This window comes from Vibrio sp. V08_P9A1T1 (assembly GCF_963874405.1).
Taxonomy (GTDB): domain Bacteria; phylum Pseudomonadota; class Gammaproteobacteria; order Enterobacterales; family Vibrionaceae; genus Vibrio; species Vibrio anguillarum.
Genome location: NZ_CAWNIB010000210.1, coordinates 1 through 25,412, shown reverse-complemented (window position 1 = coordinate 25,412; position 25,412 = coordinate 1). Strand labels below are relative to the sequence as shown.

At 45.5% G+C, this 25,412-nt stretch carries 26 protein-coding genes; 4 read left to right on the top strand and 22 right to left on the bottom strand.

The window, feature by feature from the left end; translation table 11 throughout:
- Positions 1–20 precede the first annotated feature (20 nt).
- The 22 genes from AACT21_RS08750 to AACT21_RS08645 all read right to left on the bottom strand — a co-directional run bounded on the left by AACT21_RS08750 (position 21) and on the right by AACT21_RS08645 (position 18,662).
- A complete protein-coding gene (locus tag AACT21_RS08750) occupies positions 21–443 on the bottom strand; it encodes a F0F1 ATP synthase subunit epsilon (RefSeq protein WP_013855597.1) in 423 nt (140 codons plus the stop codon).
- 18 nt (positions 444–461) lie between these two features.
- Entirely contained in the window at positions 462–1,865 is a 1,404-nt protein-coding gene (atpD, locus tag AACT21_RS08745; RefSeq protein WP_010319968.1) for a F0F1 ATP synthase subunit beta, read from the bottom strand.
- A 34-nt stretch (positions 1,866–1,899) separates the two neighbouring features.
- Entirely contained in the window at positions 1,900–2,766 is an 867-nt protein-coding gene (gene atpG / locus AACT21_RS08740) for a F0F1 ATP synthase subunit gamma (protein WP_013855594.1), read from the bottom strand.
- Between the two features lie 63 nt (positions 2,767–2,829).
- Positions 2,830–4,371 (bottom strand): F0F1 ATP synthase subunit alpha, encoded by a 1,542-nt coding sequence (gene atpA / locus AACT21_RS08735; protein ID WP_026027662.1) that lies wholly within the window; start codon positions 4,369–4,371, stop codon positions 2,830–2,832.
- Between the two features lie 13 nt (positions 4,372–4,384).
- On the bottom strand, positions 4,385–4,918 hold the full coding sequence (gene atpH / locus AACT21_RS08730; protein WP_013855592.1) for a F0F1 ATP synthase subunit delta: 534 nt from the start codon (positions 4,916–4,918) through the stop codon (positions 4,385–4,387).
- Between the two features lie 15 nt (positions 4,919–4,933).
- A complete protein-coding gene (atpF, locus tag AACT21_RS08725; RefSeq protein WP_013855591.1) occupies positions 4,934–5,404 on the bottom strand; it encodes a F0F1 ATP synthase subunit B in 471 nt (156 codons plus the stop codon).
- Between the two features lie 76 nt (positions 5,405–5,480).
- Positions 5,481–5,735 carry a F0F1 ATP synthase subunit C gene (atpE, locus tag AACT21_RS08720; RefSeq protein WP_002540812.1) on the bottom strand — a complete coding sequence of 85 codons (255 nt, stop codon included), beginning with the start codon at positions 5,733–5,735 and terminating at the stop codon, positions 5,481–5,483.
- Between the two features lie 57 nt (positions 5,736–5,792).
- Positions 5,793–6,623 (bottom strand): F0F1 ATP synthase subunit A, encoded by an 831-nt coding sequence (atpB, locus tag AACT21_RS08715; RefSeq protein WP_013855589.1) that lies wholly within the window; start codon positions 6,621–6,623, stop codon positions 5,793–5,795.
- Positions 6,624–6,631: 8 nt separating this feature from the next.
- On the bottom strand, positions 6,632–7,021 hold the full coding sequence (locus AACT21_RS08710) for a F0F1 ATP synthase subunit I (protein ID WP_013855588.1): 390 nt from the start codon (positions 7,019–7,021) through the stop codon (positions 6,632–6,634).
- Between the two features lie 188 nt (positions 7,022–7,209).
- Positions 7,210–8,091 carry a ParB/RepB/Spo0J family partition protein gene (locus tag AACT21_RS08705; protein WP_017044113.1) on the bottom strand — a complete coding sequence of 294 codons (882 nt, stop codon included), beginning with the start codon at positions 8,089–8,091 and terminating at the stop codon, positions 7,210–7,212.
- Positions 8,092–8,115: 24 nt separating this feature from the next.
- Entirely contained in the window at positions 8,116–8,889 is a 774-nt protein-coding gene (locus AACT21_RS08700; protein WP_013855586.1) for a ParA family protein, read from the bottom strand.
- Positions 8,890–8,903: 14 nt separating this feature from the next.
- Positions 8,904–9,536 (bottom strand): 16S rRNA (guanine(527)-N(7))-methyltransferase RsmG, encoded by a 633-nt coding sequence (gene rsmG / locus AACT21_RS08695; RefSeq protein WP_094163150.1) that lies wholly within the window; start codon positions 9,534–9,536, stop codon positions 8,904–8,906.
- Complete coding sequence (gene mnmG, locus AACT21_RS08690) at positions 9,533–11,431, bottom strand: tRNA uridine-5-carboxymethylaminomethyl(34) synthesis enzyme MnmG (RefSeq protein WP_094163149.1); 1,899 nt, start codon at positions 11,429–11,431, stop codon at positions 9,533–9,535. Before mnmG ends, rsmG begins: the two co-directional genes overlap by 4 nt.
- A gap of 481 nt (positions 11,432–11,912) precedes the next feature.
- Positions 11,913–12,347 (bottom strand): FMN-binding protein MioC, encoded by a 435-nt coding sequence (gene mioC, locus AACT21_RS08685; RefSeq protein ID WP_094163148.1) that lies wholly within the window; start codon positions 12,345–12,347, stop codon positions 11,913–11,915.
- A 43-nt stretch (positions 12,348–12,390) separates the two neighbouring features.
- Positions 12,391–13,752: a tRNA uridine-5-carboxymethylaminomethyl(34) synthesis GTPase MnmE gene (gene mnmE / locus AACT21_RS08680; RefSeq protein ID WP_026028517.1), complete on the bottom strand. Its 1,362-nt coding sequence runs from the start codon at positions 13,750–13,752 to the stop codon at positions 12,391–12,393.
- Between the two features lie 112 nt (positions 13,753–13,864).
- Positions 13,865–15,487 (bottom strand): membrane protein insertase YidC, encoded by a 1,623-nt coding sequence (gene yidC / locus AACT21_RS08675; RefSeq protein WP_017046370.1) that lies wholly within the window; start codon positions 15,485–15,487, stop codon positions 13,865–13,867.
- A 2-nt stretch (positions 15,488–15,489) separates the two neighbouring features.
- Positions 15,490–15,750, bottom strand: a complete 261-nt coding sequence (gene yidD, locus AACT21_RS08670; protein ID WP_081265547.1) for a membrane protein insertion efficiency factor YidD — start codon at positions 15,748–15,750, stop codon at positions 15,490–15,492.
- Entirely contained in the window at positions 15,717–16,073 is a 357-nt protein-coding gene (gene rnpA / locus AACT21_RS08665) for a ribonuclease P protein component (RefSeq protein WP_026027667.1), read from the bottom strand. Before rnpA ends, yidD begins: the two co-directional genes overlap by 34 nt.
- 12 nt (positions 16,074–16,085) lie before the next feature.
- The gene (gene rpmH / locus AACT21_RS08660) at positions 16,086–16,223 is read right to left on the bottom strand and encodes a 50S ribosomal protein L34 (RefSeq protein ID WP_010319951.1); all 138 of its coding nucleotides are present in this window, start codon (positions 16,221–16,223) and stop codon (positions 16,086–16,088) included.
- Positions 16,224–16,419: 196 nt separating this feature from the next.
- Entirely contained in the window at positions 16,420–17,169 is a 750-nt protein-coding gene (locus tag AACT21_RS08655; protein ID WP_013855580.1) for an amino acid ABC transporter ATP-binding protein, read from the bottom strand.
- Positions 17,166–17,837 (bottom strand): amino acid ABC transporter permease, encoded by a 672-nt coding sequence (locus tag AACT21_RS08650; protein WP_029388115.1) that lies wholly within the window; start codon positions 17,835–17,837, stop codon positions 17,166–17,168. The genes AACT21_RS08655 and AACT21_RS08650 overlap by 4 nt, the downstream gene beginning before the upstream one ends.
- A 75-nt stretch (positions 17,838–17,912) precedes the next feature.
- Complete coding sequence (locus AACT21_RS08645) at positions 17,913–18,662, bottom strand: amino acid ABC transporter substrate-binding protein (protein ID WP_026027668.1); 750 nt, start codon at positions 18,660–18,662, stop codon at positions 17,913–17,915.
- A gap of 309 nt (positions 18,663–18,971) precedes the next feature.
- On the opposite strand from AACT21_RS08645, the gene dnaA reads away from it, so the two are divergent.
- From dnaA to gyrB, 4 genes are all read left to right on the top strand, one after another.
- Complete coding sequence (gene dnaA / locus AACT21_RS08640) at positions 18,972–20,375, top strand: chromosomal replication initiator protein DnaA (RefSeq protein WP_010319947.1); 1,404 nt, start codon at positions 18,972–18,974, stop codon at positions 20,373–20,375.
- 73 nt (positions 20,376–20,448) lie between these two features.
- Entirely contained in the window at positions 20,449–21,549 is a 1,101-nt protein-coding gene (dnaN, locus tag AACT21_RS08635) for a DNA polymerase III subunit beta (RefSeq protein ID WP_088720678.1), read from the top strand.
- Positions 21,550–21,558: 9 nt separating this feature from the next.
- Positions 21,559–22,638 carry a DNA replication/repair protein RecF gene (gene recF, locus AACT21_RS08630; RefSeq protein ID WP_013855575.1) on the top strand — a complete coding sequence of 360 codons (1,080 nt, stop codon included), beginning with the start codon at positions 21,559–21,561 and terminating at the stop codon, positions 22,636–22,638.
- Between the two features lie 19 nt (positions 22,639–22,657).
- Entirely contained in the window at positions 22,658–25,075 is a 2,418-nt protein-coding gene (gyrB, locus tag AACT21_RS08625; protein ID WP_013855574.1) for a DNA topoisomerase (ATP-hydrolyzing) subunit B, read from the top strand.
- Positions 25,076–25,412: the final 337 nt, after the last annotated feature.

The window sequence follows — 25,412 nt, the reverse complement described above, 5'->3', positions numbered from 1 at the left end:
CGTCTTAATTATAAAACACATTAACGACGTTTTTTGGTCAGCTCGATAACTCGTAACTGAGCCATGGCTTTAGCCAGTTCACTGGCCGCTTGTGCGAAGTTCATATCGCCATGCTGATTTGAAATATTCTCTTCAGCTTTGCGTTTGGCTTCTTCTGCCTTAGCTGCGTCTAGTTCTTCACCACGAATTGCCGTATCAGCCAGTACTGTAGCAGTACCCGGTTGCACTTCGACAATACCACCCGAAACATAAATAATTTCTTCGTGGCCGTGTAGCTTAACGATACGCACCATACCAGGCTTAATAGCGGTCAGCAGCGGTGTGTGACCATGGAAAATTCCCAGTTCACCTTCGCTACCGGTCACCTGAAACGTTTCGACTTGGCCAGAGAAGATTTTCTTCTCTGCACTGACGACGTCTAGGTGAAAGGTTATTGCTGCCATATCGCCTCCTAGTTAGCCTTATAGCTTCTTAGCATTCTCAATCGCATCGTCGATAGTACCGCAGTACATAAACGCTTGCTCTGGAATGTCATCGTATTCACCAGATAGAAGACCTTTGAAGCCACGTAGCGTCTCTTTTAGAGGTACGTAAACACCAGGGTCACCTGTAAATACTTCAGCTACGTGATAAGGCTGAGTTAGAAAACGTTCAATCTTACGTGCACGTGATACAACTTGCTTATCCGATTCAGACAACTCGTCCATACCCAAGATCGCAATGATGTCTTTCAGCTCTTTGTAGCGCTGAAGCGTCTGCTGAACGCCACGAGCGATGTCGTAGTGCTCTTGACCTACGACGAGTGGGTCTAGCTGACGAGACGTTGAATCGAGTGGGTCGATCGCTGGGTATAGGCCCATTGCTGCGATGTTACGGTTAAGTACAACCGTTGCATCCAAGTGCGCGAACGTTGTGGCTGGAGACGGGTCCGTCAAGTCATCTGCTGGTACATATACCGCCTGTACAGACGTGATAGAACCTTGCTTAGTTGACGTAATACGCTCCTGAAGCACACCCATTTCTTCTGCAAGAGTAGGTTGGTAACCTACCGCTGAAGGCATACGACCTAGCAGTGCTGATACTTCCGTACCGGCAAGCGTGTAACGGTAGATGTTATCGATGAACAGAAGTACGTCACGACCTTCGTCACGGAAACGTTCTGCCATTGTCAAACCCGTCAGTGCAACACGTAGACGGTTGCCTGGTGGCTCGTTCATCTGTCCGTAAACCATCGCTACTTTTGATTTTTCAGGCTCTTCGATGTTTACAACACCGGCTTCCTGCATCTCATAGTAGAAATCGTTACCTTCACGAGTACGTTCACCAACACCCGCAAATACTGAAAGACCTGAGTGTTGCAGTGCGATGTTGTTGATAAGTTCCATCATGTTAACGGTCTTACCTACACCTGCACCACCAAATAGACCGATTTTACCACCCTTAGAGAATGGACAAACCAAATCGATTACTTTTACACCGGTTTCAAGAAGAGCAGTTTCGTTTGATTGCTCTTCATAGCTTGGAGCTGGACGGTGGATAGAGTAAAGCTCTTCCGCACCGATTTCACCACGCTCATCAATCGCATCACCAAGCACGTTCATGATACGACCTAAAGTTTTAATACCGACTGGTACTGAAATTGGAGCGCCAGTATTTTCAACTACCAAACCACGACGTAAACCATCAGAGCTACCCATTACGATTGCGCGAATCACGCCACCGCCAAGCTGCTGTTGAACTTCAAGAACGAGACGTTCTTTTGAATCCACAACATTCAGAGCATCGTAAACACTTGGTACTTCGCCCTGTGGGAACTCTACGTCGACTACCGCACCGATGATCTGTACGATCTTACCTGTAGCCATCGTTAATCCTCTAAACTGTTTGTTTTACCTAAGCTTAAACCGCTGCTGCACCAGAAACGATTTCCGATAGTTCTTGTGTAATCGCCGCCTGACGGGCTTTGTTATACACAAGCTGTAAATCATCAATCAAGTTGCTTGCGTTATCGGTAGCTGCTTTCATCGCAATCATTCGAGCAGCTTGCTCACAAGCAAGATTCTCAACCACACCCTGATAAACCTGAGACTCTACATAACGCAGCAATAGTGCATCGAGTAGAGGCTTTGGTTCAGGCTCATAGATGTAGTCCCAAGAATGTTCGCGTTTCATCTCTTCGCTATTCGATCTAGGCAAAGGTAGTAATTGATCGATCGTTGGTTCTTGAACCATAGTATTCACAAATTTGTTGAACACTACGTATAGGCGATCCAACTCACCTGCATCATATTTCTTCAGCATAACACCAACGGAACCGATCAAATCTTCCAAGGTTGGGCTATCGCCCAAACCAGAGACTTGAGCAGCGACTTTAGCGCCACTGTTTCTAAAGAAAGCCGTTGCCTTTGAGCCCACAATTGCCAGCTCAACCTCAGCACCTTTCTCCGACCAATCTTTCATGTCATGTAGAGCTTTTTTGAACAAGTTCACGTTCAAACCACCACACAAACCACGGTCTGTTGAAATAATGATGTAACCAACACGTTTGGCTTCGCGCTCTTCTAGATAAGGATGACGATATTCTAGATTTGCACTCGCCACATGACCGATCACTTTACGCATTGTTTCAGCGTATGGACGAGAAGCTTCCATGCCGTCTTGCGAACGACGCATTTTTGAAGCTGCTACCATTTCCATCGCTTTCGTAATTTTCTGCGTGCTTTTAACACTACCGATTTTATTACGTATCTCTTTTGCGCCGGCCATCGTTTTACTCTCTTTTAAGGTAATCCGTTATTGGTCAGTGGTGACCCTAGGGTCACCCACCAATTACCAGGTCTGGGTTGCCTTGAAATCGTCAACCAGTTTCTTGAACTGAGCTTCGATTTCATCGTTATAAGCACCCGATTTGTCGATATCTTTTACAAGATCAACATATTGACCACGAGCATACGACAGTAGAGCAGATTCAAAATCAGCCAGTTTATTCAACGCAACATCATTTAAATAACCACGCTCTGCCGCAAAGATAACCAACGCTTGGTCAAACACAGACATCGGAGCATATTGTTTCTGCTTCATCAGCTCTGTTACTTTCTGACCATGGTTTAGCTGTCTCTTCGTCGCTTCATCAAGATCTGACGAGAACTGAGCAAATGCAGCAAGTTCACGGTACTGTGCAAGCGCGGTACGGATACCACCTGACAGTTTCTTGATGATTTTCGTCTGAGCGGCACCACCTACACGAGATACTGAAATACCAGGGTCAACGGCTGGGCGAACACCCGCGTTGAATAGTTCAGTTTGTAGGAAGATCTGACCATCGGTAATCGAGATTACGTTAGTCGGTACGAATGCTGAAACGTCACCCGCTTGTGTTTCAATGATAGGTAGAGCGGTTAAAGAACCGGTTTTACCTTTCACTTCACCCTTAGTGAAACGTTCTACATACTCTTCGCTAACACGAGCAGCACGCTCAAGTAGACGAGAGTGGAGATAGAAAACGTCACCTGGGAATGCTTCACGGCCTGGTGGGCGTTTGAGTAGTAGTGAGATCTGACGGTAAGCAACCGCTTGTTTAGATAAGTCATCATAAACAATCAGTGCATCTTCACCGCGATCGCGGAAGTATTCACCCATTGCACAACCTGCATATGGCGCAAGGTATTGCAATGCCGCTGATTCAGAAGCCGATGCAACAACCACAACTGTGTTTGCAAGCGCGCCGTGCTCTTCTAATTTGCGTACTACGTTAGCGATAGTTGAGGCTTTTTGGCCAATCGCAACATAGATAGAGTAAATACCTGAATCTTTTTGGTTAATAATTGCGTCGATCGCCATTGCTGTTTTACCAGTTTGACGGTCACCGATGATAAGTTCACGTTGGCCACGACCGATAGGGATCATAGAGTCAACTGACTTATAGCCGGTTTGTACTGGTTGATCGACTGATTTACGGTCGATTACACCAGGTGCAATCATTTCAACAGGTGAAGACAATTTCGCTTCGATAGGACCTTTACCATCGATAGGCTGACCGAGTGTATTCACTACGCGACCTAACAATTCAGGACCAACTGGCACTTCAAGAATACGACCAGAACCTGTTACTTTCATGCCTTCCTTAAGGTCAGCATATGGGCCCATGACAACCGCACCAACCGAGTCACGCTCAAGGTTAAGTGCAAGTGCATAACGGCCACTCGGTAATTCAATCATTTCACCTTGCATCACGTCCGCTAGGCCGTGAATGCGAATGATACCATCGCTTACCGATACGATAGTACCTTCATTGCGAGCTTCACTAACAACGTCGAAAGATTCGATACGTTGTTTAATTAGATCGCTAATTTCCGTGGAATTAAGTTGCATGCTCCAATCCCCATCAAGACTGTAATGCATCGCTCAGGCGGTTTAAACGACCGCGGGCTGAGTTATCGATGACAAGGTCTCCGGCTCGAATTATAACCCCACCAAGTAGGGTCTCATCTATACTGCAATTCAGCTGAACTTTGCGTTCAAGACGCTGCTCAAGTTTGGTGCTGATATTGACAAGCTGTTCATCAGAAAGCTCAGTTGCTGAAATCACTTCAACATCCATCTGCTTCTCATGCTCTTGTTTCAGAGCAAAGAACTGTTCACTAACATCAGGAAGAGCCTTTAATCGGCCATTCTCAGCCATCACCTTTAACAGGTTCTGGCCATAAACATCAAACTGTTCGCCACAAATTGCGATGAAAATTTCCGCTAATTTCTCAGCCGAAACAGAGCCCGTTAGTAGCTCTTTCATTTGCTCGTTCTTTGCGACCTCGGCAGCAAAAGCTAACATCTGACCCCATTGGTCAAGTTGCTTTTTCTCTACCGCAAAATCGAATGCTGCTTTAGCATAGGGGCGTGCAATTGTAGTCAAATCAGACATAAAGCGCCCCCATCCTTAAAGTCTTGCAGTAATGTTGTCGAGAATATCTTTGTGCGCATCTTTATCGATAGAACGCTCAAGGATTTTCTCAGCACCAGCTACAGCCAGAGTTGCAACTTGTTTACGCAGCTCATCGCGGGCACGGTTACGTTCAGATTCAAGTTCAGCTTCCGCTTGAGCAAGGATTTTCTGGCGTTCTGCCTGAGCTTCCTCACGTGCTTCGTCTAAAATTTGAGCTTTACGTTTATTTGCCTGTTCGATGACCTCAGTTGCAGTGCGCTTCGCTTCTTTCATTTGTTCAGAAGCGTTGGCTTGTGCTAGATCCAAGTTTTTAGCAGCGCGCTCAGCGGCTGAAAGACCGTCAGCAATTTTCTTCTGACGCTCTTCGATCGCATTCATGATTGGCGGCCATACATATTTCATGCAGAACCACACAAACAGTGCAAACGCGATTGCTTGACCTAGCAGAGTTGCGTTCATATTCACAACAGCTACCCCTCTATTTGTTCACCAACGAAAAGTATTAATCAACGACAAATCATCAATTTGTGTGATCGGTTGATTAACCTAGTTGACCAACAAATGGGTTCGCGAAAGTGAATAGAAGCGCAATTACGATACCGATCATAGGAACCGCATCAAGTAGACCCGCGATGATGAACATCTTAACTTGTAGCATAGGAGCCATTTCTGGTTGACGAGCAGCACCTTCAAGGAATTTACCGCCTAGAAGTGCGAAACCAATCGCTGTACCAAGAGAAGCAAGACCGACGATAATACCTACGGCGATTGCAGAAAAGCTCAGTAAAGTTTCCATTACTATCTCCAATTTATAGTTGTTGGCTTATGTGCCCAAATAAAAAGCTTTAAAAAATTAATGATCACTATCTTCGTGTGCCATTGATAGATAAACAATAGTCAGCATCATGAACACGAAAGATTGAATCAGAATTACCAGAATATGGAAAATCGCCCACGGTAGTGAACCCATCCATTGTAGCCACCATGGTAGCATCGCTGCGATAAGAATAAATACCACCTCACCTGCGAACATGTTACCGAATAGACGCATACCGAGTGAGAGAGGTTTCGCAAGTAACGATACCACTTCAATAAGTAGGTTAAACGGAATCATGGTCCAGTGATTGAATGGATGTAGAGCTAATTCTTTCGCAAAACCACCTAGGCCTTTCACTTTGATGCTGTAGTAAATCATCAGAGCAAATACGCCTAGAGCCATAGCCATGGTGATATTCACATCAGCTGACGGAACCACTTTTAGATAAGGGATACCAAGCCAATGTTGTGCTGGATACGGTAAGAAATCGATGGGCACTAAGTCCATGATGTTCATTAACAATACCCAACAAAAGATAGTCAGTGCCAGCGGTGCTATAAGTGGATTGCGTCCATGAAAGGTGTCTTTGACGTTTTGATCGACAAATTCTACCAATATTTCAACAAAACATTGCAGCTTACCGGGTACACCCGCTGTTGCTTTCTTTGCTACAGAGCGAAATATCCATAGGAATATTAAGCCAGTAAACAAGGAAAAAAACAGGCTATCGATATGTACGTTCCAGAAACTCGTCTCACTAATTGACAGCCCCAAATCGTAATGCTCAGAAATCTTCGCAAGAGAGAGGTTCGTCAAGTGGTGTTCAATGTATCCGGACGATGTTAGCGCTTCACCTGGCGCAGCCATAACTCATCCTATTTTTTGTTGTTAATGAATAGCACTGGCGCACAGATATTAATACCTAGAGCCAGCAAATAGGTTAGTTTGAGGGGAACGAGTTCCACCTGCATATACATGTAGGCAACACAGAACAGTGCAACTGTGATGAGGATCTTGAGTACTTCGCCAGTGTAGAAAGAGGCCGCGACTTGCTTCGCAGCACGAGCTCCACTAAACATAAAAGCACACAGCGCAAAAACCGCATTGGCAATGACAAAGATGCCACCCCCAATCAGCGCAGAAAAGCCCCATTCAGCATTTACAGCTACCGCCATCCCTGCCGCCACAAAAATAACCGCGCCAGACTGGATCATTAACAATCGCTTAGCAAGCTCTCGTCCTGGTCTAGCCAACGCAGCTACCATGTATTCGTACCTCTAGTAATATCCTCAGCTCATCTACAACATAGGGCTGGGAAATTGGCGAAAATTATACGGTGAGTCGAACTGATTGCAATTGAAAGACAGCAAAAAGTTACAATTTTGTTTACAAACCGACAACTTTCAAATAAAAAAACGTTTTTTGCATAATTGACTTAAATCAATTATCTCATTTAGCTTTCTAGCTTGGCAATTAGTTGCTCTAATTTGTGAGGCTCATCAAGACTAATCGTCATTTTGGCTTTGCCACCTTTTGAACGAATGATCGACACTTTAGCCCCTAACATTTCACTCAATCTTTGTGACATTTGTTGTGCATCTAAGTCTTCCGATGCCGATCCGTCCTCAGAAGGCTGTGTTAGACACTTTTTCACTAATTGCTCAGTTTGTCTCACGGTCAGCTGTTTTGCGGCCACACGTTGTGCAATTTCAATTTGTTGATCGCCTTCGAGCATCAATAATGCTCGTGCATGGCCCATTTCAAGCTGCTTGGTTTCCACTAAACGCTTCACACCATCCGCCAATTGATTTAAGCGTAATAAGTTACTCACGGTAGTGCGTGATTTACCAATCACATCAGCCACCTGTTGGTGAGTGAGCTTAAATTCGTCTTGCAACCGCTCTAAAGCTTGTGCTTCTTCAATCGCATTCAAATCTTCGCGTTGAATATTTTCTATCAGTGCCATCGCAATCGCAGCGCGATCTTGGACATTTTTGATCAAACAGGGCACTTGCTTTAAACCTGCTTGTTTTGCAGCGCGCCAACGGCGTTCACCTGCAATAATTTCATAGCCGCCAAGCTCTAAACGTCTTACCACGATCGGCTGGATAATACCTTGCGATTGGATAGACGCAGATAGCTCTTCCAACGCTTCTGCCGACATATCTTTACGTGGTTGATACATGCCAGGTTTCAAATTTGATACCGCGATATCCATTAATTCGCCATCAGAAGAGAGTGCTTGGCTATGTGAGGCGGCTTGCTCCTTTTCACGAGCAAGAGAACTGGTTGCGAGCAATGCATCCAATCCTTTTCCTAAACCACGTTTAGTCATGTAGACGAATTCCTTTAGTTGAGATTATGCGGGTATTTCTTCTCGACGAAGCATTTCGCCAGCTAAGGCGAGATACGCTTTTGCCCCAGCTGAATACTTGTCGTAGTACATTGCTGGCTTACCATAACTTGGCGCTTCAGCAAGACGGACATTACGAGGAATAACGGTGCGATAGACTTTGTTTCCAAAGTGCTTTTTCAGTTGATCGGATACTTCATTGGCTAGGCGATTACGCGGATCGTACATCGTTCGAAGTAACCCTTCGATTTTCAGGTTTTCGTTGACTACCGCGGCTAACTTGCTGATGGTATCCATTAACGCCGTTAAACCTTCTAATGCAAAATACTCACATTGCATTGGCACTAACACAGAATCCGCTGCGGCCATGGCGTTGATTGTAAGAAGATTTAAAGAAGGAGGACAATCAATAAAGATGAAATCATAGTTATCACGAACTGGCGCGAGGGCATTTTTCAAACGCACTTCGCGAGCAAAGACTTCCATTAATTTGATTTCAGCGGCTGTCACGTCTCCGTTCGCCGCAATCAAATCGTAGTGTCCCGTTGTTTTGCGACACACGACTTCATCAAAAGGGGTGTCTTCGACCAACAATTCGTACGCGGTTGCATCTACTTGATACTTATCAACACCACTGGCCATCGTTGCATTGCCTTGTGGGTCGAGATCGATCACTAAAACTTTACGCTTAGTCGCCGCCATAGAGGCCGCTAAGTTAATGCACGTTGTTGTTTTTCCTACGCCACCTTTCTGGTTGGCGATTGCTACGATTTTGCCCACGGTATGCCTCGCTGTTATCCCTTGCGAGATAAGATTACAAGATGACGGTCACCTTCCAACTCAGGAACTTTCAAAGCTTTGACACCAGTCACAGAACACCACTCAGGTAGTGTGGCTATTTCCTCATCTGGCCGTTGTCCTTTCAGGGCTAAAAATCGGCCCGATGTTTCTTTTGGTAAATGGTGACACCATTCCACCATATCGAGCATTGAAGCAAACGCACGGCTCAGTACGCCATCAAATTTTACTTCAGGCTGAAACTCTTCGACTCGACTTTGAATCGTGGTCACATTTTTAATACCAAGCTCATGCAGAACTTGTTTAATAAAACGAATGCGCTTACCTAAACTATCGAGTAAGTAAAAGGTTTTATCAGGATTCATGATAGCGAGAGGTATTCCAGGTAAACCAGGCCCAGTACCAACGTCGATAAAACGCTCACCCTGTAAGTGAGGACTTACCACTATACTATCTAAAATATGTTTCACCAACATATCCATAGGATCGCGCACAGAGGTGAGATTGTAGGCTTTGTTCCATTTATTCAGCAGTTCCACGTAACCGACTAATTGGCTACGTTGCTGCTCATTGACCTCGAGATCGGTTTGACCAATTAAATCATCGAGACGCGTTCTTAACTCGCTCATGCGGCGTCTTCCCCTTTCTTCAGTACACCTTGCTTTTTCAAATAAACCAATAAGATAGAAATAGCAGCTGGTGTAATACCAGAAATACGAGAGGCAATACCAACCGTTTCAGGCTTGGCATTGTTAAGCTTAAGGATCACTTCGTTGGACAAGCCTTTGACCTGTTTATAGTCAAGATCCAGCGGCAATTTAGTGTGCTCATGGCGCAATGATTTGTCGATCTCATCTTGCTGACGCTGAATATAACCATCGTATTTGATTTGAATTTCAACTTGCTCAGCCGCTTCACTATCGTTCAATGCTGGTGCAAATGACTCAAGCGACGTGAGCTGTTGATAGGTGATTTCAGGTCGACGCAATAAATCTTCACCACTCGCTTCACGAGACATGGGTGTTTTGAGCAATGCATTAAGTGCATCAACACCAACGGAGTTCGGGTTCATCCACGTTTGTTTCAAACGTTGACGTTCGATTTCCATGTTTTCCATTTTTTGATTAAAACGCGCCCAGCGCGCATCATCGACTAAACCTAACTCTCTGGCTTTTTCGGTTAAACGCAAATCGGCGTTATCTTCGCGTAGCAGTAAGCGATATTCAGCGCGAGAGGTAAACATGCGATAAGGTTCTTTGGTACCCATAGTGGAAAGATCATCGATCAACACGCCCATGTAAGCTTGATCACGGCGTGGACTCCAGCCTTCTTTTTCTTGGCTAAATAAGCTTGCATTCAAACCAGCCATTAACCCTTGTGCTGCCGCTTCTTCGTATCCGGTGGTGCCGTTGATTTGACCAGCAAAGAACAAACCACTGATGAATTTGGTTTCATAGGTTTGTTTTAAATCTTGTGGATTGAAAAAATCGTACTCTATGGCGTAACCCGGACGAACAATATGTGCGTTTTCAAACCCTTTCATTGAGCGAACGATCTGCACTTGTACATCAAACGGTAAGCTGGTGGAAATACCGTTAGGGTAGAGTTCTGTCGTGGTCAAACCTTCAGGCTCGATAAAAATTTGATGGCTATTTTTGTCGGCAAAACGCATGACTTTGTCTTCGATCGATGGGCAGTAGCGTGGGCCGATACCTTCGATGACACCTGCGTACATCGGACTACGATCAAGATTGGCACGGATCACATCATGCGTTTTATCGTTGGTATGCGTGATGTAGCATGGTATTTGACGTGGATGCTGTTCACGTTGTCCCATGAAGGAAAAAACAGGCGTTGGGTTATCACCGTGTTGTGTTTCTAACACTGAGAAGTCCACACTGCGTGCATCGATCCTTGGTGGCGTACCCGTTTTTAAACGATCAACTCGAAATGGCAGTTCACGTAAACGTTGTGCTAATGCGATCGATGGAGGATCTCCTGCGCGGCCTCCTGAGAAGTTTTCAAGACCAATGTGGATCTTTCCACCAAGGAAGGTGCCTACCGTCAATACCACCGCTTTGGCGTGGAATTTGAGGCCCATTTGAGTCACAACGCCCATTACACGATCATTTTCAACGATAAGATCATCGACCGCTTGTTGGAACAAAGTTAAGTTTGGCGTGTTTTCAAGCACATCACGCACATACGATTTGTAAAGCGCACGATCTGCTTGGGCTCGAGTCGCTCGAACTGCTGGCCCTTTTGAGGCATTGAGTGTTCTAAATTGAATACCTGCATGATCAATCGCTTGTGCCATTAGACCGCCCATGGCATCGACTTCTTTAACCAGATGTCCTTTACCAATTCCGCCGATCGCAGGATTGCACGACATCTGTCCTAGAGTCTCAATGTTATGGGTAAGCAATAGCGCACTTTGACCAGTACGAGCTGCAGCGAGAGCGGCTTCCGTTCCAGCATGGCCACCACCGACCACAATGACGTCAAATTTTTCGTGATAAAGCATGAACCGACCTCAGGTATTCAATGAAGCATGGACTGACAAAAGAGGCGTATTCTACCTGCTTTCCACTGGCTAGAAAATCGCTTTTCTGCTTTTTTAATCTGAGCTTGGTAAGTTAATAATATATAAGATCTATATAGAGATCTTTTATTAGATCTATTATTAGGATCGAGCATATCTGTGGATAACCGATAAATGATCAACAAGATCATGGTTTTTAAGAGGATCACAAGCTGTGATCCTGACATGATCTAATCGTGTATTAGCTGGGATCAAAAAGGCTAGTTATGCACAGGGTCGTAAAATGAATAAGTTATTAATTGGATAACTATAGGTTAATCACCGAATAACAGCATAGTTATACACATTAAAATATTTTAAATGGACTTAACTTTTCTATGGCGAGTATTGAGACAGTTATACACAGAGCTTAAGAGTACAAAAAAAGCGGCTCACAGGCCGCTTGGTGACTTTATGCTATTCGCTAGAACTGTTCGATGTGCTGTTTGAGCCATACTTCAGCGGCATCTTCAGGAACGGAATATTCTAATATATCTATGGTGAAACAGTCGCTAATTGGCGTTGCACCTATATCCTCAAGCAGTTGATATGCATGCTTACCTGCTGCGCAAAACGTGTCATAGCTTGAATCGCCAAGTGCTACCACGGCATATTTTAACTCGCTCGTGTTCGGTGGTGTTGATTGCAAAGAAGCGATAAAAGGTTGGATATTGTCTGGGTAGTCACCCGCTCCATGCGTGGAGGTGACAATGAGCCAAGTCCCTTGTGAGGGTATATCACTTAAGTTGGGTTGGTTGTGGATAGCCGTAGTATAACCTTGCTCTTGCAGTAGATCATTGAGATGATCGGCGACATATTCAGCGCCTCCTAAGGTGCTGCCAGTGATGATATGGATCATGAGATATTCCTATAATTAAGAGTGATCAAGCTTCTCACTGCGATCATTTGCCGATACAGAACGACGAAAAGATGCGCCCTAACAAGTCATCGGAGCTAAATTCGCCCGTTATCTCGTTTAGATGTTGCTGCGATAAACGCAGTTCTTCCGCTAAGATTTCACCAGCCATGTAGCCTTCGAGCTGCTGCTGACCAATCATGAGGTGCTGTGCGGCGCGCTCTAGCGCGTCCAAATGGCGTCGTCTGGCCATAAAGCCGCCTTCATTGCCCCCAGCAAAGCCCATGCACTCTTTGAGATGAGTACGCAGAGCATCAACTCCCTCTCCAGTTTTTGCCGACAGGCGGATTAAGGTTGGAGAATTAACATGACAGATACCGAGCGATTCTTTGGTTTGATCGACTTTGTTGCGGATCACCGTCATGCCGATGTTTTCAGGCAATCGATCGACAAAATCTGGCCAGATTTCTTTTGGATCGGTAGCATCGGTGGTGGTGCCATCAACCATAAAGAGCACACGATCTGCTTTTGCTATTTCATCCCAAGCACGCTCAATACCTATTCTTTCGACTTCGTCATTGGCATCACGTAGGCCAGCGGTATCGATGATATGCAGTGGCATGCCATCGATGTGGATGTGCTCTCTCAGTACGTCACGCGTGGTTCCTGCTATGTCTGTAACGATGGCGGAATCTTTGCCTGAAAGCGCATTCAATAGACTCGATTTACCCGCGTTAGGACGCCCTGCTATCACCACTTTCATCCCTTCGCGTAAAATGGCCCCTTGATTGGCCTCTTTGCGCACGGCGTCTAAGTTATCGATGATATTTTGCAGATCTGCGGCAACTTTACCATCGGCAAGAAAATCGATCTCCTCTTCAGGAAAATCAATCGCTGCTTCAACGTAAATTCGCAGGTGGATTAGGGAATCGACCAAGGTGTGAATGCGTTTGGAAAATTGACCTTGCAATGAATGCAGGGCGGATTTGGCCGCTTCTTCAGAGCTGGCATCAATCAAATCGGCAATCGCTTCCGCTTGGGTTAAATCCATTTTGTCGTTTAAAAACGCACGCTCAGAAAATTCACCCGGGCGCGCTGCGCGCAAGCCACTGATAGCCAAAATGCGTTTGATCAGCATATCCATGACGACCGGGCCGCCGTGTCCTTGTAGTTCGAGCACATCTTCGCCGGTAAAGGAGTGAGGATTAGGAAAATAGATCGCGATGCCTTGGTCAAGTTCGGTGCCATTTTGATGCTTAAAAGGTAAGTATTCCGCATAACGAGGTTTCAGTGTTTTCCCGGTTACTTCAAGCGCGACTTGAGCGGCTTTCGGGCCTGAGACGCGAATAATCCCCACGCCACCTCGGCCTGGAGCGGTTGCTTGAGCAACAATGGTGTCTGTAGACATAAGGGTACCTAACATAGGGGTGTATGAGCGCAATTGTAATCAGCCAAAAACAAAAAGGCGACCAAAAGGTCGCCTTTGTTTCACTTGTCAGTGTGACTTCTTGCTGAAGTGGCTACTTAGAGTGTAAGCCTTTTTTCTCCAGCGCTTTGTAAATCAAGGTTTGCTGGATCAAGGTAACGATGTTCGATACCAACCAGTAAATCACTAAACCTGATGGGAAGAACAAGAAGAAGAACGTAAACATAACCGGCATAAAGGTCATGATCTTCTGTTGCATCGGATCAGTGACTGTCGTCGGGCTCATTTTCTGGATCATAAACATACTCACACCCATCAGCAGTGGCAAGATGTAGTATGGGTCTTGTGCTGAAAGGTCATGAATCCAACCAAAGAAAGGTGAATGACGCAGTTCAACCGATTCCATTAATGACCAGTAAAGCGCAATGAAGATAGGCATTTGCAGGAAGATAGGTAAACAACCACCGAGTGGGTTTACTTTCTCTTTCTTATACAGCTCCATCATTTCTTGGCTCATGCGTTGGCGGTCATCGCCGATGCGCTCACGCATTGCTTGCAGCTTCGGTTGCAGCATGCGCATTTTTGCCATAGAGGTGTATTGTGCTTTGGTCAGTGGGTACATAGCACCACGAACAATGAAGGTTAAGCAGATGATTGCTACACCCCAGTTGCTAACGAAGCTTTGAATGAATGAAAGCAACATGTGTAGTGGTTTTGCAATAAACCATAACCAGCCGTAGTCGACTACTAAATCAAGATTTGGCGCAACAGCAGCCATTTCATCTTGCAGTTTTGGACCGACCCAAAGTGTGGCTAAGAATGTCGCTTTTTCACCGTTGGCGATGGTTTTATTTGGCATGCGAACACCAATATCACCTAAGTTGCCAATCACGCGAGTGTATAAGTTTGACCCTGCTGCATCACGTGGGATCCACGCGCTGGCAAAGTAGTGTTGGATCATCGCCGCCCAACCTTCACCGTTAACTAAAGGCAGTGACAAGTTACGATCTTGCATATCATCGAAACTGTATTTCTTATAACGTGTATCTTGTGTTGAGTAAGCACCGCCACGGTAAGTTGGCATAGCCAAGCTGCCACCAGCGTCCAATAAATTTTGGCGTAGGTGTGCATACATACCCAGTGTCGCGTTATTACCAGATTGGTTGACTACATCAAATTCAACATCCAAGGCGTAGCTGCCACGTTTAAGGATGAAGGTTTTGGTGTATTCAAGGCCATTGGCTTGATAAGTCATGGGAATGCGCAGTTCGTCTTGACCATCTGCTAGAGCAAAGGTGTCGGCGCTAACAGTATAGTTTGGACGATTGTTGCTGCTTAAATCGATCCCTTGCGGTCCCACTAAACCACTTTGCGCGATAAACTGGTGACCAGGAATGTCTTTAAGTAGCACAAATGGGTCTTCTGAATTGAGTTCAGCATCGTACTTATTCAGCTCGGCCTTCACTACATCACCACCTACCGTGTCAATTGACAGAGTCAGTACATCAGTCTTGACGGTGATGGTTTTTGCAGACGCATTGGTTACTGCTGGTGCTGGGTCTAACTCATCAGCCATAGATGGTGCAGTTAAAGTGCTGCTATTTTGTGCCTGCTCAACCGCTTGAGGTGCTGGGTTCTTTGCTACTTGCCATTGCTGGAAAAGTAAAAAAGAAACGAGTGCCAAGGCGATTAACAGGATATTACGTTGAGAATCCATCGTTAATTATCTCTGTCTTGTTTTTGGACTGGTGGCGGAACGGGGTCAAAACCCCCTTCGTTCAAAGGGTGGCATTTTAATAGACGTTTGCCTGATAACCAACACCCTTTTACAAAACCGTGAGCTTTCAACGCTTCTATCGCATAGTTTGAACAGGTTGGAGTAAAACGACAGCGTGGTCCAAGCAGAGGACTGATGATTCCTTGGTAAAAACGGACGAATCCGATTGCTAACCACGCGAAGGGCGAGACAGGCGATGCCATAATTTTTCAAATAGTTTGAACATTTCTTCATTGCTTAAATCTTGCGCGCTCTTTTTCGCAATCACAACAAAATCTTTGTTAGGAAGTTGATGCTGTTTATTACGGAAGCTTTCGCGAGCGAGGCGTTTGAAGCGATTACGGCCAACAGCAGTTTTGATCTGTTTTTTGGGGACGGCCAACCCTAACCTTGGGTGGGTAAGAGCGTTTTCGCGAGCAATGATAGTGAAATGGGGGGAGCCTGCGCTGTGCGCTTGCTGGAAGACTTTTTTATAATGTTCGGGAGTTAACAAACGTAACTCCCGATTGAACGCGTACGTATTCAAAATAATCGCGAATTATTTTGACAGGCGCGCGCGGCCTTTAGCACGACGTGCATTAATAACCTTACGGCCATTCTTAGTTGCCATGCGTGCACGGAAACCGTGAGTACGCTTGCGCTTTAGAACGGTAGGTTGAAAAGTGCGTTTAGACATGTGTAATTACCTTACTGATCAGTAGTTTTTAGGTTCAAATAAACCCGGCGTGGGCATATTTTCGCTTCTTTAATAGAAAGAAAGGAATCCGACGCCTCTCAACAAAGAGGCGGAATTGTAATCACTGTCACAATAAGTGTCAACGATTGGGTTCACTAAAATTCCGGTCGGGGGATTATACGCAGTCTCCTTTAAATCACAAGGATCCTTCGTCGATCCCCACCTGATTTAAAAATTTCTTGAGCTTAGGATCCTGTGGATTACCAAAGATATCCTGTGGAGAGCCTTGCTCTACAATTTGCCCATCGGCCATGAAGATCACGCGATCGGCTACCTCTTTTGCAAACTGCATCTCATGGGTAACCACCAGCATTGTTTGGTGATGAGTGGCTAATTTCTTCATTAAAGCAAGCACTTCGCCAACCCATTCAGGATCGAGTGCTGACGTAGGTTCATCAAATAGCAGCAATTCTGGTTGTAGCGCCATCGCACGACCGATCCCAACGCGCTGCTGCTGGCCACCTGAAAGCGCTGCGGGATAACTCTCTCCTTTATCCCCAAGACCGATGTCATCCAAAATCTGCTGCGCACGGGTCAGGGCGAGATCTTTTTTCCAACCGTGCACCGTAATGAGCCCTTCGGCGACATTTTGCCTCGCCGTCATATGAGCAAACAGCGCGTAGTTTTGAAAAACAAAGCCTGTTTTTCTGCGCAGTGCTAATACATCTGCTTTGGTCTGTTGCTGGGTGTCGACGGTGACATCATCAATAGTAATGGAGCCTTGGTCTGCGCGTTCTAGGAAGTTGACGCAGCGCAGTAAGGTCGATTTACCTGTACCGCTTGAGCCAATAATGACGATGATTTCACCTTTTTCTATTGCTAAGCTGATTCCTTTGAGCACTTCAGTATCGCCAAAGCGCTTATGAATATTATCGAGTTTAATCATCGTACATACGCCTTATTGAGCCTATCTTCAGCCCAAATTTGTACCCGAGTCAGTACCACCACTACGGCCCAGTAAATTAATGCAACGGCGAGGAAAGCTTCAAAGAAGCGAAAGCTTGACGAAGCTTCCATCTGCGCTCTGGCCATGATCTCAGCGACTCCTAATGTAAAAGCTAATGAGGTCGATTTGATCATATCAATGAAGTAATTCATTAATGATGGCAACGCGATACGAGTGGCTTGCGGCAAAATAATGCGGCGCATTGCTTGGCTTGTGGTCATACCCACAGACAAACTCGCTTCCATTTGGCTGCGATCAATACCCAAAATGGCGGCGCGAATACTTTCTGCCATATAAGCGGCGAAGTGAAGAGTTAGCCCGATCACCGCGGCGCTAAACGCATTTAAACCGACCATCCACGGTAACACTTGTGGCAGACCATAGTAGAGTAGAAATAGTTGTACTAGCAGGGGAGTACCGCGGAAAAAGCTGATATACAGCTGGCTTAGCGGATCCAAAATGGGCACTTTGAACACACGAATATTGGCTAAAATGACCGACAGGATCAAAGCAAACACTAAGCCCCAAGTCGCCATCTCCATGGTGGTGCCTAAATACCTGAGCAGTATTGGCATCAGCTCAAGCATATAGTGAAAATCAAATCCCATCGGCTTACCTTTTTAAAACAAAAAAGGTGGAATGTGTGGTTCCACCTCAATCCTATCTTTTGATAATAGGGGAATTTACTTATTGGTGATATCGGCAGCAAACCATTTTTCAGAAATCGCACTCAGTGTGCCATCAGCGCGCATCGAGGCTAACGCTTGATTCACTTCAGCTTGCAGTTTTTGGCCTTGCTCGTTGTTAACAAACGGCCAAGCGTTTTCAATGGTTTCAAAAGGGTGACCAGCCAATTGCAACGGTAAGCCCGTTGTTTTAATCAATTCCAGAGCCGAAAGGCGATCCATCACAAACGCATCAGCACGGCCAAGAGCAACGTCATGTTCAATGCCAGTATCGTAAGTTTTGATGATGATTTTATTGTCTTTGTCAAAGCTGCGCAGTAGCTGCTCGAAGTTTGAGCCTAAATTGACCGCGACCGTTTTGCCGGCAAGATCGTCAATCCCTTTAATGCTGTCATTACCTTTGCGAACGGTAATTTGTGCACCGTCGATGACATACGGGTCAGCAAATAAGTATTTCGCTTTACGTGCTTCTGTGACGGTGATTTGGTTTGAAATGGTATCAATTCGGCCAGTTTCAAGCAGGCCAAAGAGACCGGAGAAATTAGCCGTAACATATTTTACATCGTAATCATTGCGTTTACCTATCTCATCCCAAACATCCACTTCAAAGCCTTGCAGCTTGTCTTGTTTGACAAAAGTGAATGGAAAATAGCGCCCTGACATGCCGACTTTTATTTCCGTTGCCGCGTGTACGCTTGCAGCGGATAGTGCAATTGCAGTAATGGCGACTTTAACCCAGTTTTTCATCTTGAAACTCCTTATATTTATAGAGAGGGATGTTACTGGTAAAGCACTCAATAGAATAAATAACCAGTAGTTATTAACCATAACCGAACATAGTGACACAATTGGGGATAAGTATAGAGGATCCTTGTATATGTGGATCATCGTGTGGGTAAAGTGGTGCTAATTGTGAAGATCGACAAAAATCAAGCGCAAATTGTGTGAATAACTTCGATCTTATTCACTGGATCACGGATCAATCGCTGGCGATCTTGGTTATCAACAGGTAAAATCGCCAGTCTTTTCGATCATTTACTTAGGGTGAGGGCAACCGTGTCATCTTCGCTTTGGTTGCAATGTTTGCAACAGCTTCAAGAAGAGTTACCAGCAGCGGAATTCAGCATGTGGGTACGTCCGTTACAAGCGGAGCTCAATGACAATACTCTCACTTTATTCGCCCCAAACCGCTTTGTGCTTGATTGGGTGCGCGATAAATACATCAACAGCATCAACCGACTACTGCAAGAGCATTGTGGCCACGATACCCCGAACCTGCGTTTTGAAGTGGGTAGTCGCCGGGTCAGCGCGCCTAAAGCTGCTCCCGTTCGTACTCAAGCGGATGTCGCGGCTGAATCTTCAGCTCCTGCACAGTTACAAGCGCGTAAACCAGTACATCGTACGTGGGAAAACGACACGGTTGTGGCAGACATTAATCACAGATCAAACGTTAACCCTAAACATAAGTTCAATAACTTCGTTGAAGGTAAATCGAACCAACTTGGTTTGGCTGCAGCGCGTCAAGTTTCCGATAACCCCGGCGCGGCCTATAACCCACTCTTCTTATACGGTGGTACAGGGCTAGGTAAAACACACTTATTGCACGCCGTTGGTAATGCGATTGTTGATAACAACCCGAATGCGAAAGTGATTTACATGCACTCAGAGCGTTTCGTGCAAGATATGGTGAAAGCGCTGCAAAATAATGCGATTGAAGAGTTCAAACGCTATTACCGCAGTGTCGATGCACTCTTGATCGATGATATTCAATTCTTTGCTAATAAAGAGCGTTCGCAAGAAGAGTTCTTTCATACCTTTAACGCATTGCTTGAAGGTAACCAACAAATCATTTTGACTTCCGACCGCTATCCGAAAGAGATCAATGGGGTGGAAGATCGCCTGAAATCTCGTTTTGGTTGGGGTTTGACGGTCGCGATTGAGCCACCAGAGCTTGAAACGCGTGTCGCGATTTTAATGAAGAAGGCAGAAGATCACCAAATTCATCTTGCCGATGAAGTTGCCTTTTTTATTGCCAAACGCTTACGTTCCAACGTGCGTGAATTGGAAGGTGCACTAAACCGTGTTATCGCCAACGCTAACTTTACCGGCCGTCCGATCACCATCGATTTTGTGCGTGAAGCGCTGCGTGACTTATTAGCTTTGCAAGAAAAATTGGTCACCATTGATAACATTCAAAAGACCGTGGCGGAATACTACAAAATTAAAGTGGCGGATTTGCTTTCTAAACGTCGCTCTCGTTCGGTTGCTCGTCCACGCCAGTTGGCGATGGCACTGGCTAAAGAGCTGACTAACCACAGCTTGCCTGAAATTGGTGATGCGTTTGGTGGCCGAGATCATACGACAGTGCTGCACGCTTGCCGTAAAATCCAGCAGTTACGTGAAGAGAGCCACGACATCAAAGAAGACTATTCGAATTTAATTCGTACCCTGTCTTCTTGATGCACAACCTTCTTATATCAGCTATTTTAACCCTCACATTTGGGGTTGCCCGATAACATCGTAAGAGCTAACTATGAAATTTACTATTGAACGTAGCCACTTCATTAAGCCACTTCAGCAAGTATCTGGAACATTAGGCGGACGTGCGACTTTGCCAATTCTTGGTAATTTGTTGCTCAAAGTGGAAGAGAACGTGCTGTCGATGACGGCGACCGATCTTGAAGTCGAACTGATTAGCCGCGTGACACTTGAAGGTGAGTGCGAAGCAGGAAGCATCACTGTCCCTGCGCGTAAATTTTTAGATATTTGTCGCGGCTTGCCCGATAGCGCCGTGATCACTGTGGTATTGGAAGGCGATCGCATTCAGATGCGTTCTGGTCGTAGCCGTTTCTCTTTAGCAACCTTACCTGCCAGTGACTTTCCTAATATTGAAGATTGGCAAAGTGAAGTGGAAGTGTCGCTCACTCAGGCAGAACTGCGCAGTTTAATTGAGAAAACCCAGTTTTCGATGGCTAACCAAGATGTGCGTTATTACCTGAACGGTATGCTATTTGAAATCGACGGTTCAACCTTGCGCTCTGTGGCAACCGATGGACACCGTATGGCGGTTTCGCAAACGGCACTCAGCGCGGATTTTGCCAATAAACAGATCATCGTGCCGCGTAAAGGGGTACAGGAACTGGTCAAGTTACTTGATGCGCCAGAACAGCCGGTTGTACTGCAAATTGGTAGCTCAAATTTGCGCGCCCAAGTGAATAATTTCATCTTCACTTCTAAGCTGGTTGATGGCCGCTTCCCTGATTATCGCCGCGTTATGCCGCAGCAAACGACCAAAACCTTAGAAACGGGCTGTGATGAGTTACGTCAGGCATTTTCTCGTGCCGCGATTCTCTCAAATGAAAAGTTTCGCGGGGTACGGGTTAATCTTGCGGATAATGAAATGCGCATTACCGCCAACAACCCAGAGCAAGAAGAAGCAGAAGAGTTGTTGGATGTCACCTTTGAAGGCGACGCCATCGAAATCGGTTTTAACGTCAGCTATGTACTCGATGTACTGAATACATTACGTTGTGAACAGGTTCGTGTATCGATGTCTGACGCCAACGCCAGCGCGCTGATTGAAAATCGCGATGACGATAGCGCGATGTATGTCGTCATGCCGATCCGACTTTAAGTTTGCGCAATGCCGCTGACTCGTTTAATCGTCCAACAATTTCGTAATATTAAAGCCTGTGATATCCCATTATCATCAGGCTTTAACTTTCTTATTGGCCCTAATGGCAGCGGCAAAACCAGTGTACTGGAAGCGATTTACCTGCTGGGTCATGGTCGCTCGTTCAAAAGCGCCTTAACCGGACGCGTCATACAAAATGAGTGCCAGGAGCTGTTTGTGCATGGGCGTTTTTTGACCTCGGATCAATTTGAGCTACCGATTGGCATTAATAAGCAGCGTGACGGTTCAACAGAGGTTAAAATAGGCGGTCAATCTGGACAAAAACTGGCGCAACTGGCACAAGTTTTACCTTTGCAATTGATTCATCCGGAAGGGTTTGATCTGCTCACCGATGGACCAAAACAACGACGTGCATTTATTGATTGGGGGGTATTTCATAGTGAACCTGCCTTTTATGATGCGTGGGGGCGTTTTAAGCGCCTCAATAAGCAGCGCAATGCGTTGTTAAAAACGGCAACCCATTATCGTGAACTCAGTTATTGGGATCAGGAGATGGCGCGCTTGGCTGAACAAATCGATGCATGGCGCACACATTATGTGACGCAAATGAAGTGTGTTGCCGAGGCGTTGTGTCGCAGTTTTTTGCCAGAATTTGATGTGCAAATGAAGTATTATCGTGGTTGGGAAAAAGAGACGCCCTATCAACAAATCCTCGAGAAAAACTTCGAACGCGATCAATCGCTAGGCTACACATTCAGTGGCCCGAATAAAGCGGATTTAAAAATAAAGGTCAATGGAACACCGGTTGAAGATGTTCTATCACGCGGTCAGCTTAAATTAATGGTGTGTGCACTGCGCGTCGCACAAGGACAACACTTAACCGAGCTGACAGGTAAGCAATGCATCTATTTAATTGATGACTTTGCTTCCGAATTAGATAGCCATCGTCGTAAGCGTTTAGCGGATTGCTTAAAATCGACGGGGGCACAAGTTTTTGTAAGTTCTATTACGCAAGGCCAAGTTGCAGACATGATTGAGTCAAACAGCAAGATGTTTCATGTGGAACATGGCACAATAGAGCACGGATAAAATAGTGAGAGAGTAACTCATGTCGAATAATTACGATTCATCGAGTATTAAGGTACTGAAGGGTCTGGACGCGGTTCGTAAACGTCCAGGAATGTACATCGGCGACACGGATGATGGCACCGGTCTGCACCACATGGTTTTTGAGGTGGTGGATAACTCAATTGATGAAGCGTTGGCAGGTCACTGTAAAGACATCGTAGTGACTATTCACGAAGACAATTCAGTTTCAGTTAGCGATGATGGCCGTGGTATTCCTACCGACCTTCACGAAGAAGAACAAGTTTCTGCCGCGGAAGTTATTATGACGGTTCTGCATGCGGGCGGTAAATTTGATGACAACTCATACAAGGTTTCGGGTGGTCTGCACGGCGTCGGTGTGTCCGTTGTCAACGCGCTGTCTGAAAAAGTGCTACTGACTATCTACCGTAACGGCGCTATTCACACACAAACTTATTGTCACGGTGTGCCACAAGCGCCGTTGGCTGTGGTGGGTGAAACCGATAAAACCGGGACAACCCTGCGTTTTTGGCCAAGTGCTGAAACCTTTACCAACATTGAATTCCATTACGATATTTTAGCTAAGCGTCTGCGTGAGCTCTCTTTCCTAAACTCTGGTGTATCCATCAAACTGTTTGATGAACGCGAAGAAGACAAAAAAGACCACTTCAGATATGAAGGTGGTATTAAAGCGTTTGTTGGCCATTTAAACCGCAATAAAACGCCGATCCATGAAAAAGTATTCCATTTCAGCTCTGAGCGTGACGATGGGATTACCGTGGAAGTGGCGATGCAGTGGAACGATGGCTTCCAAGAAAACATTTACTGCTTTACCAACAATATTCCTCAACGTGATGGTGGTGCCCACTTAGCGGGTTTCCGTGGGGCGTTAACTCGTACCCTAAACACCTTCATGGATAAAGAAGGCTTCTCGAAAAAAGCGCAAGCGGCGACCTCGGGTGATGATGCTCGTGAAGGCTTAACCGCGGTGGTTTCAGTGAAAGTGCCGGATCCTAAGTTCTCTAGCCAAACTAAAGATAAATTGGTTTCATCCGAGGTGAAATCTGCGGTTGAGTCAGCAATGGGTGAGAAATTGGCGGAGTTTTTGGCTGAAAACCCAAGTGAAGCCAAAATGGTCTGTTCAAAAATCATTGATGCGGCTCGTGCTCGTGAAGCGGCGCGTAAAGCGCGTGAAATGACACGTCGTAAAGGTGCGTTAGATCTTGCTGGTTTGCCGGGTAAACTCGCCGATTGCCAAGAAAAAGATCCTGCACTATCTGAACTGTACATAGTGGAAGGGGACTCTGCTGGCGGTTCTGCCAAGCAGGGACGTAACCGTAAAAACCAAGCGATTTTGCCACTGAAAGGTAAAATTCTTAACGTTGAAAAAGCACGTTTCGACAAAATGCTTTCTTCGCAAGAAGTAGCAACGCTTATCACCGCATTAGGCTGTGGCATTGGCCGTGATGAATATAACCCAGACAAACTGCGTTATCACAACATCATCATCATGACCGATGCGGACGTCGACGGTTCGCACATCCGTACGCTACTGTTGACCTTCTTCTATCGTCAAATGCCTGAGCTGATTGAGCGTGGCTACATCTACATTGCTCAACCGCCTTTGTATAAAGTGAAAAAAGGCAAGCAAGAGCAGTACATCAAAGATGAAGATGCGATGAACCAATACCAAGTTGCTTTGGCATTGGATGGAGCCTCATTGCATGTTAACCCTCAAGCGCCAGCATTAGCAGGCGAAGCGTTAGAAACCTTGGTTAAGCAATACAATGTCGCCATTAAGCTGGTGGAGCGTATGAGCCGCCGCTACCCTTACGCCTTGATCCATGAATTCATCTATATGCCGCGTATCATTGTTGATCAATGCGCTGATTCTGCAGTAGTAGAAGCGTGGGGCAAACAGCTGGTAGAGCAGTTAAATGCGAAAGAAGTTGGCGCAAGCCAATACAGCATTGAAACTGAGCACAATGCAGAGCTTGGTATTTATCAGCCTAAGATAGTAGTGCGCACTCATGGTGTAACGCACCAACATCTATTAAGTGCTGATTTGCTCAATTCGAAAGAGTACAGCAAGCTGGCGGACCTTTCTGAAGCACTTTATGGCTTAGTTGAAGAAGGGGCTTACATTCAACGTGGCGAGCGTATTCAACCTGTCGATAACTTTGTTGATGCGTTGAACTGGTTAATTAAAGAGTCTCGTCGTGGCCTAAGCCTACAACGCTACAAAGGTCTAGGTGAAATGAACCCAGATCAGCTGTGGGAAACGACGATGGATCCTGAATCTCGCCGTATGCTGCAAGTCACGATTGAAGATGCTGTTGGTGCTGATGAACTGTTTACCACCTTGATGGGTGATCAAGTTGAGCCGCGTCGCGCATTCATCGAAGAGAACGCCTTAAAAGTTGCCAACCTCGATGTCTAAGTCGTTGCTATAAAGCAAATCCCAAAAAACACCGTTTCGCAAGAGCGGTGTTTTTTTATGGTCAATACAAAGTCACCCAACGTGGGAGCAACCATTTTTAGCATCAACACTTTCTACTTATCTTAGGTTGTCTTCAAGGATAAAAGGTCATAAACGTTTTTTTATTGGGATTTTCTCTCAATAAAAAAAAGTATCTACTATTTTATTTTATTCCATGTTTTTAGAGGTTTTTATGAGCTTGAATTATATTTTTTGGCCGATATAGTATTCATTAATTACTTTTTAGGAGATGTGGGTTTGTTATTTATCTTACAGTAATAAATCCGAAGGTCTAACT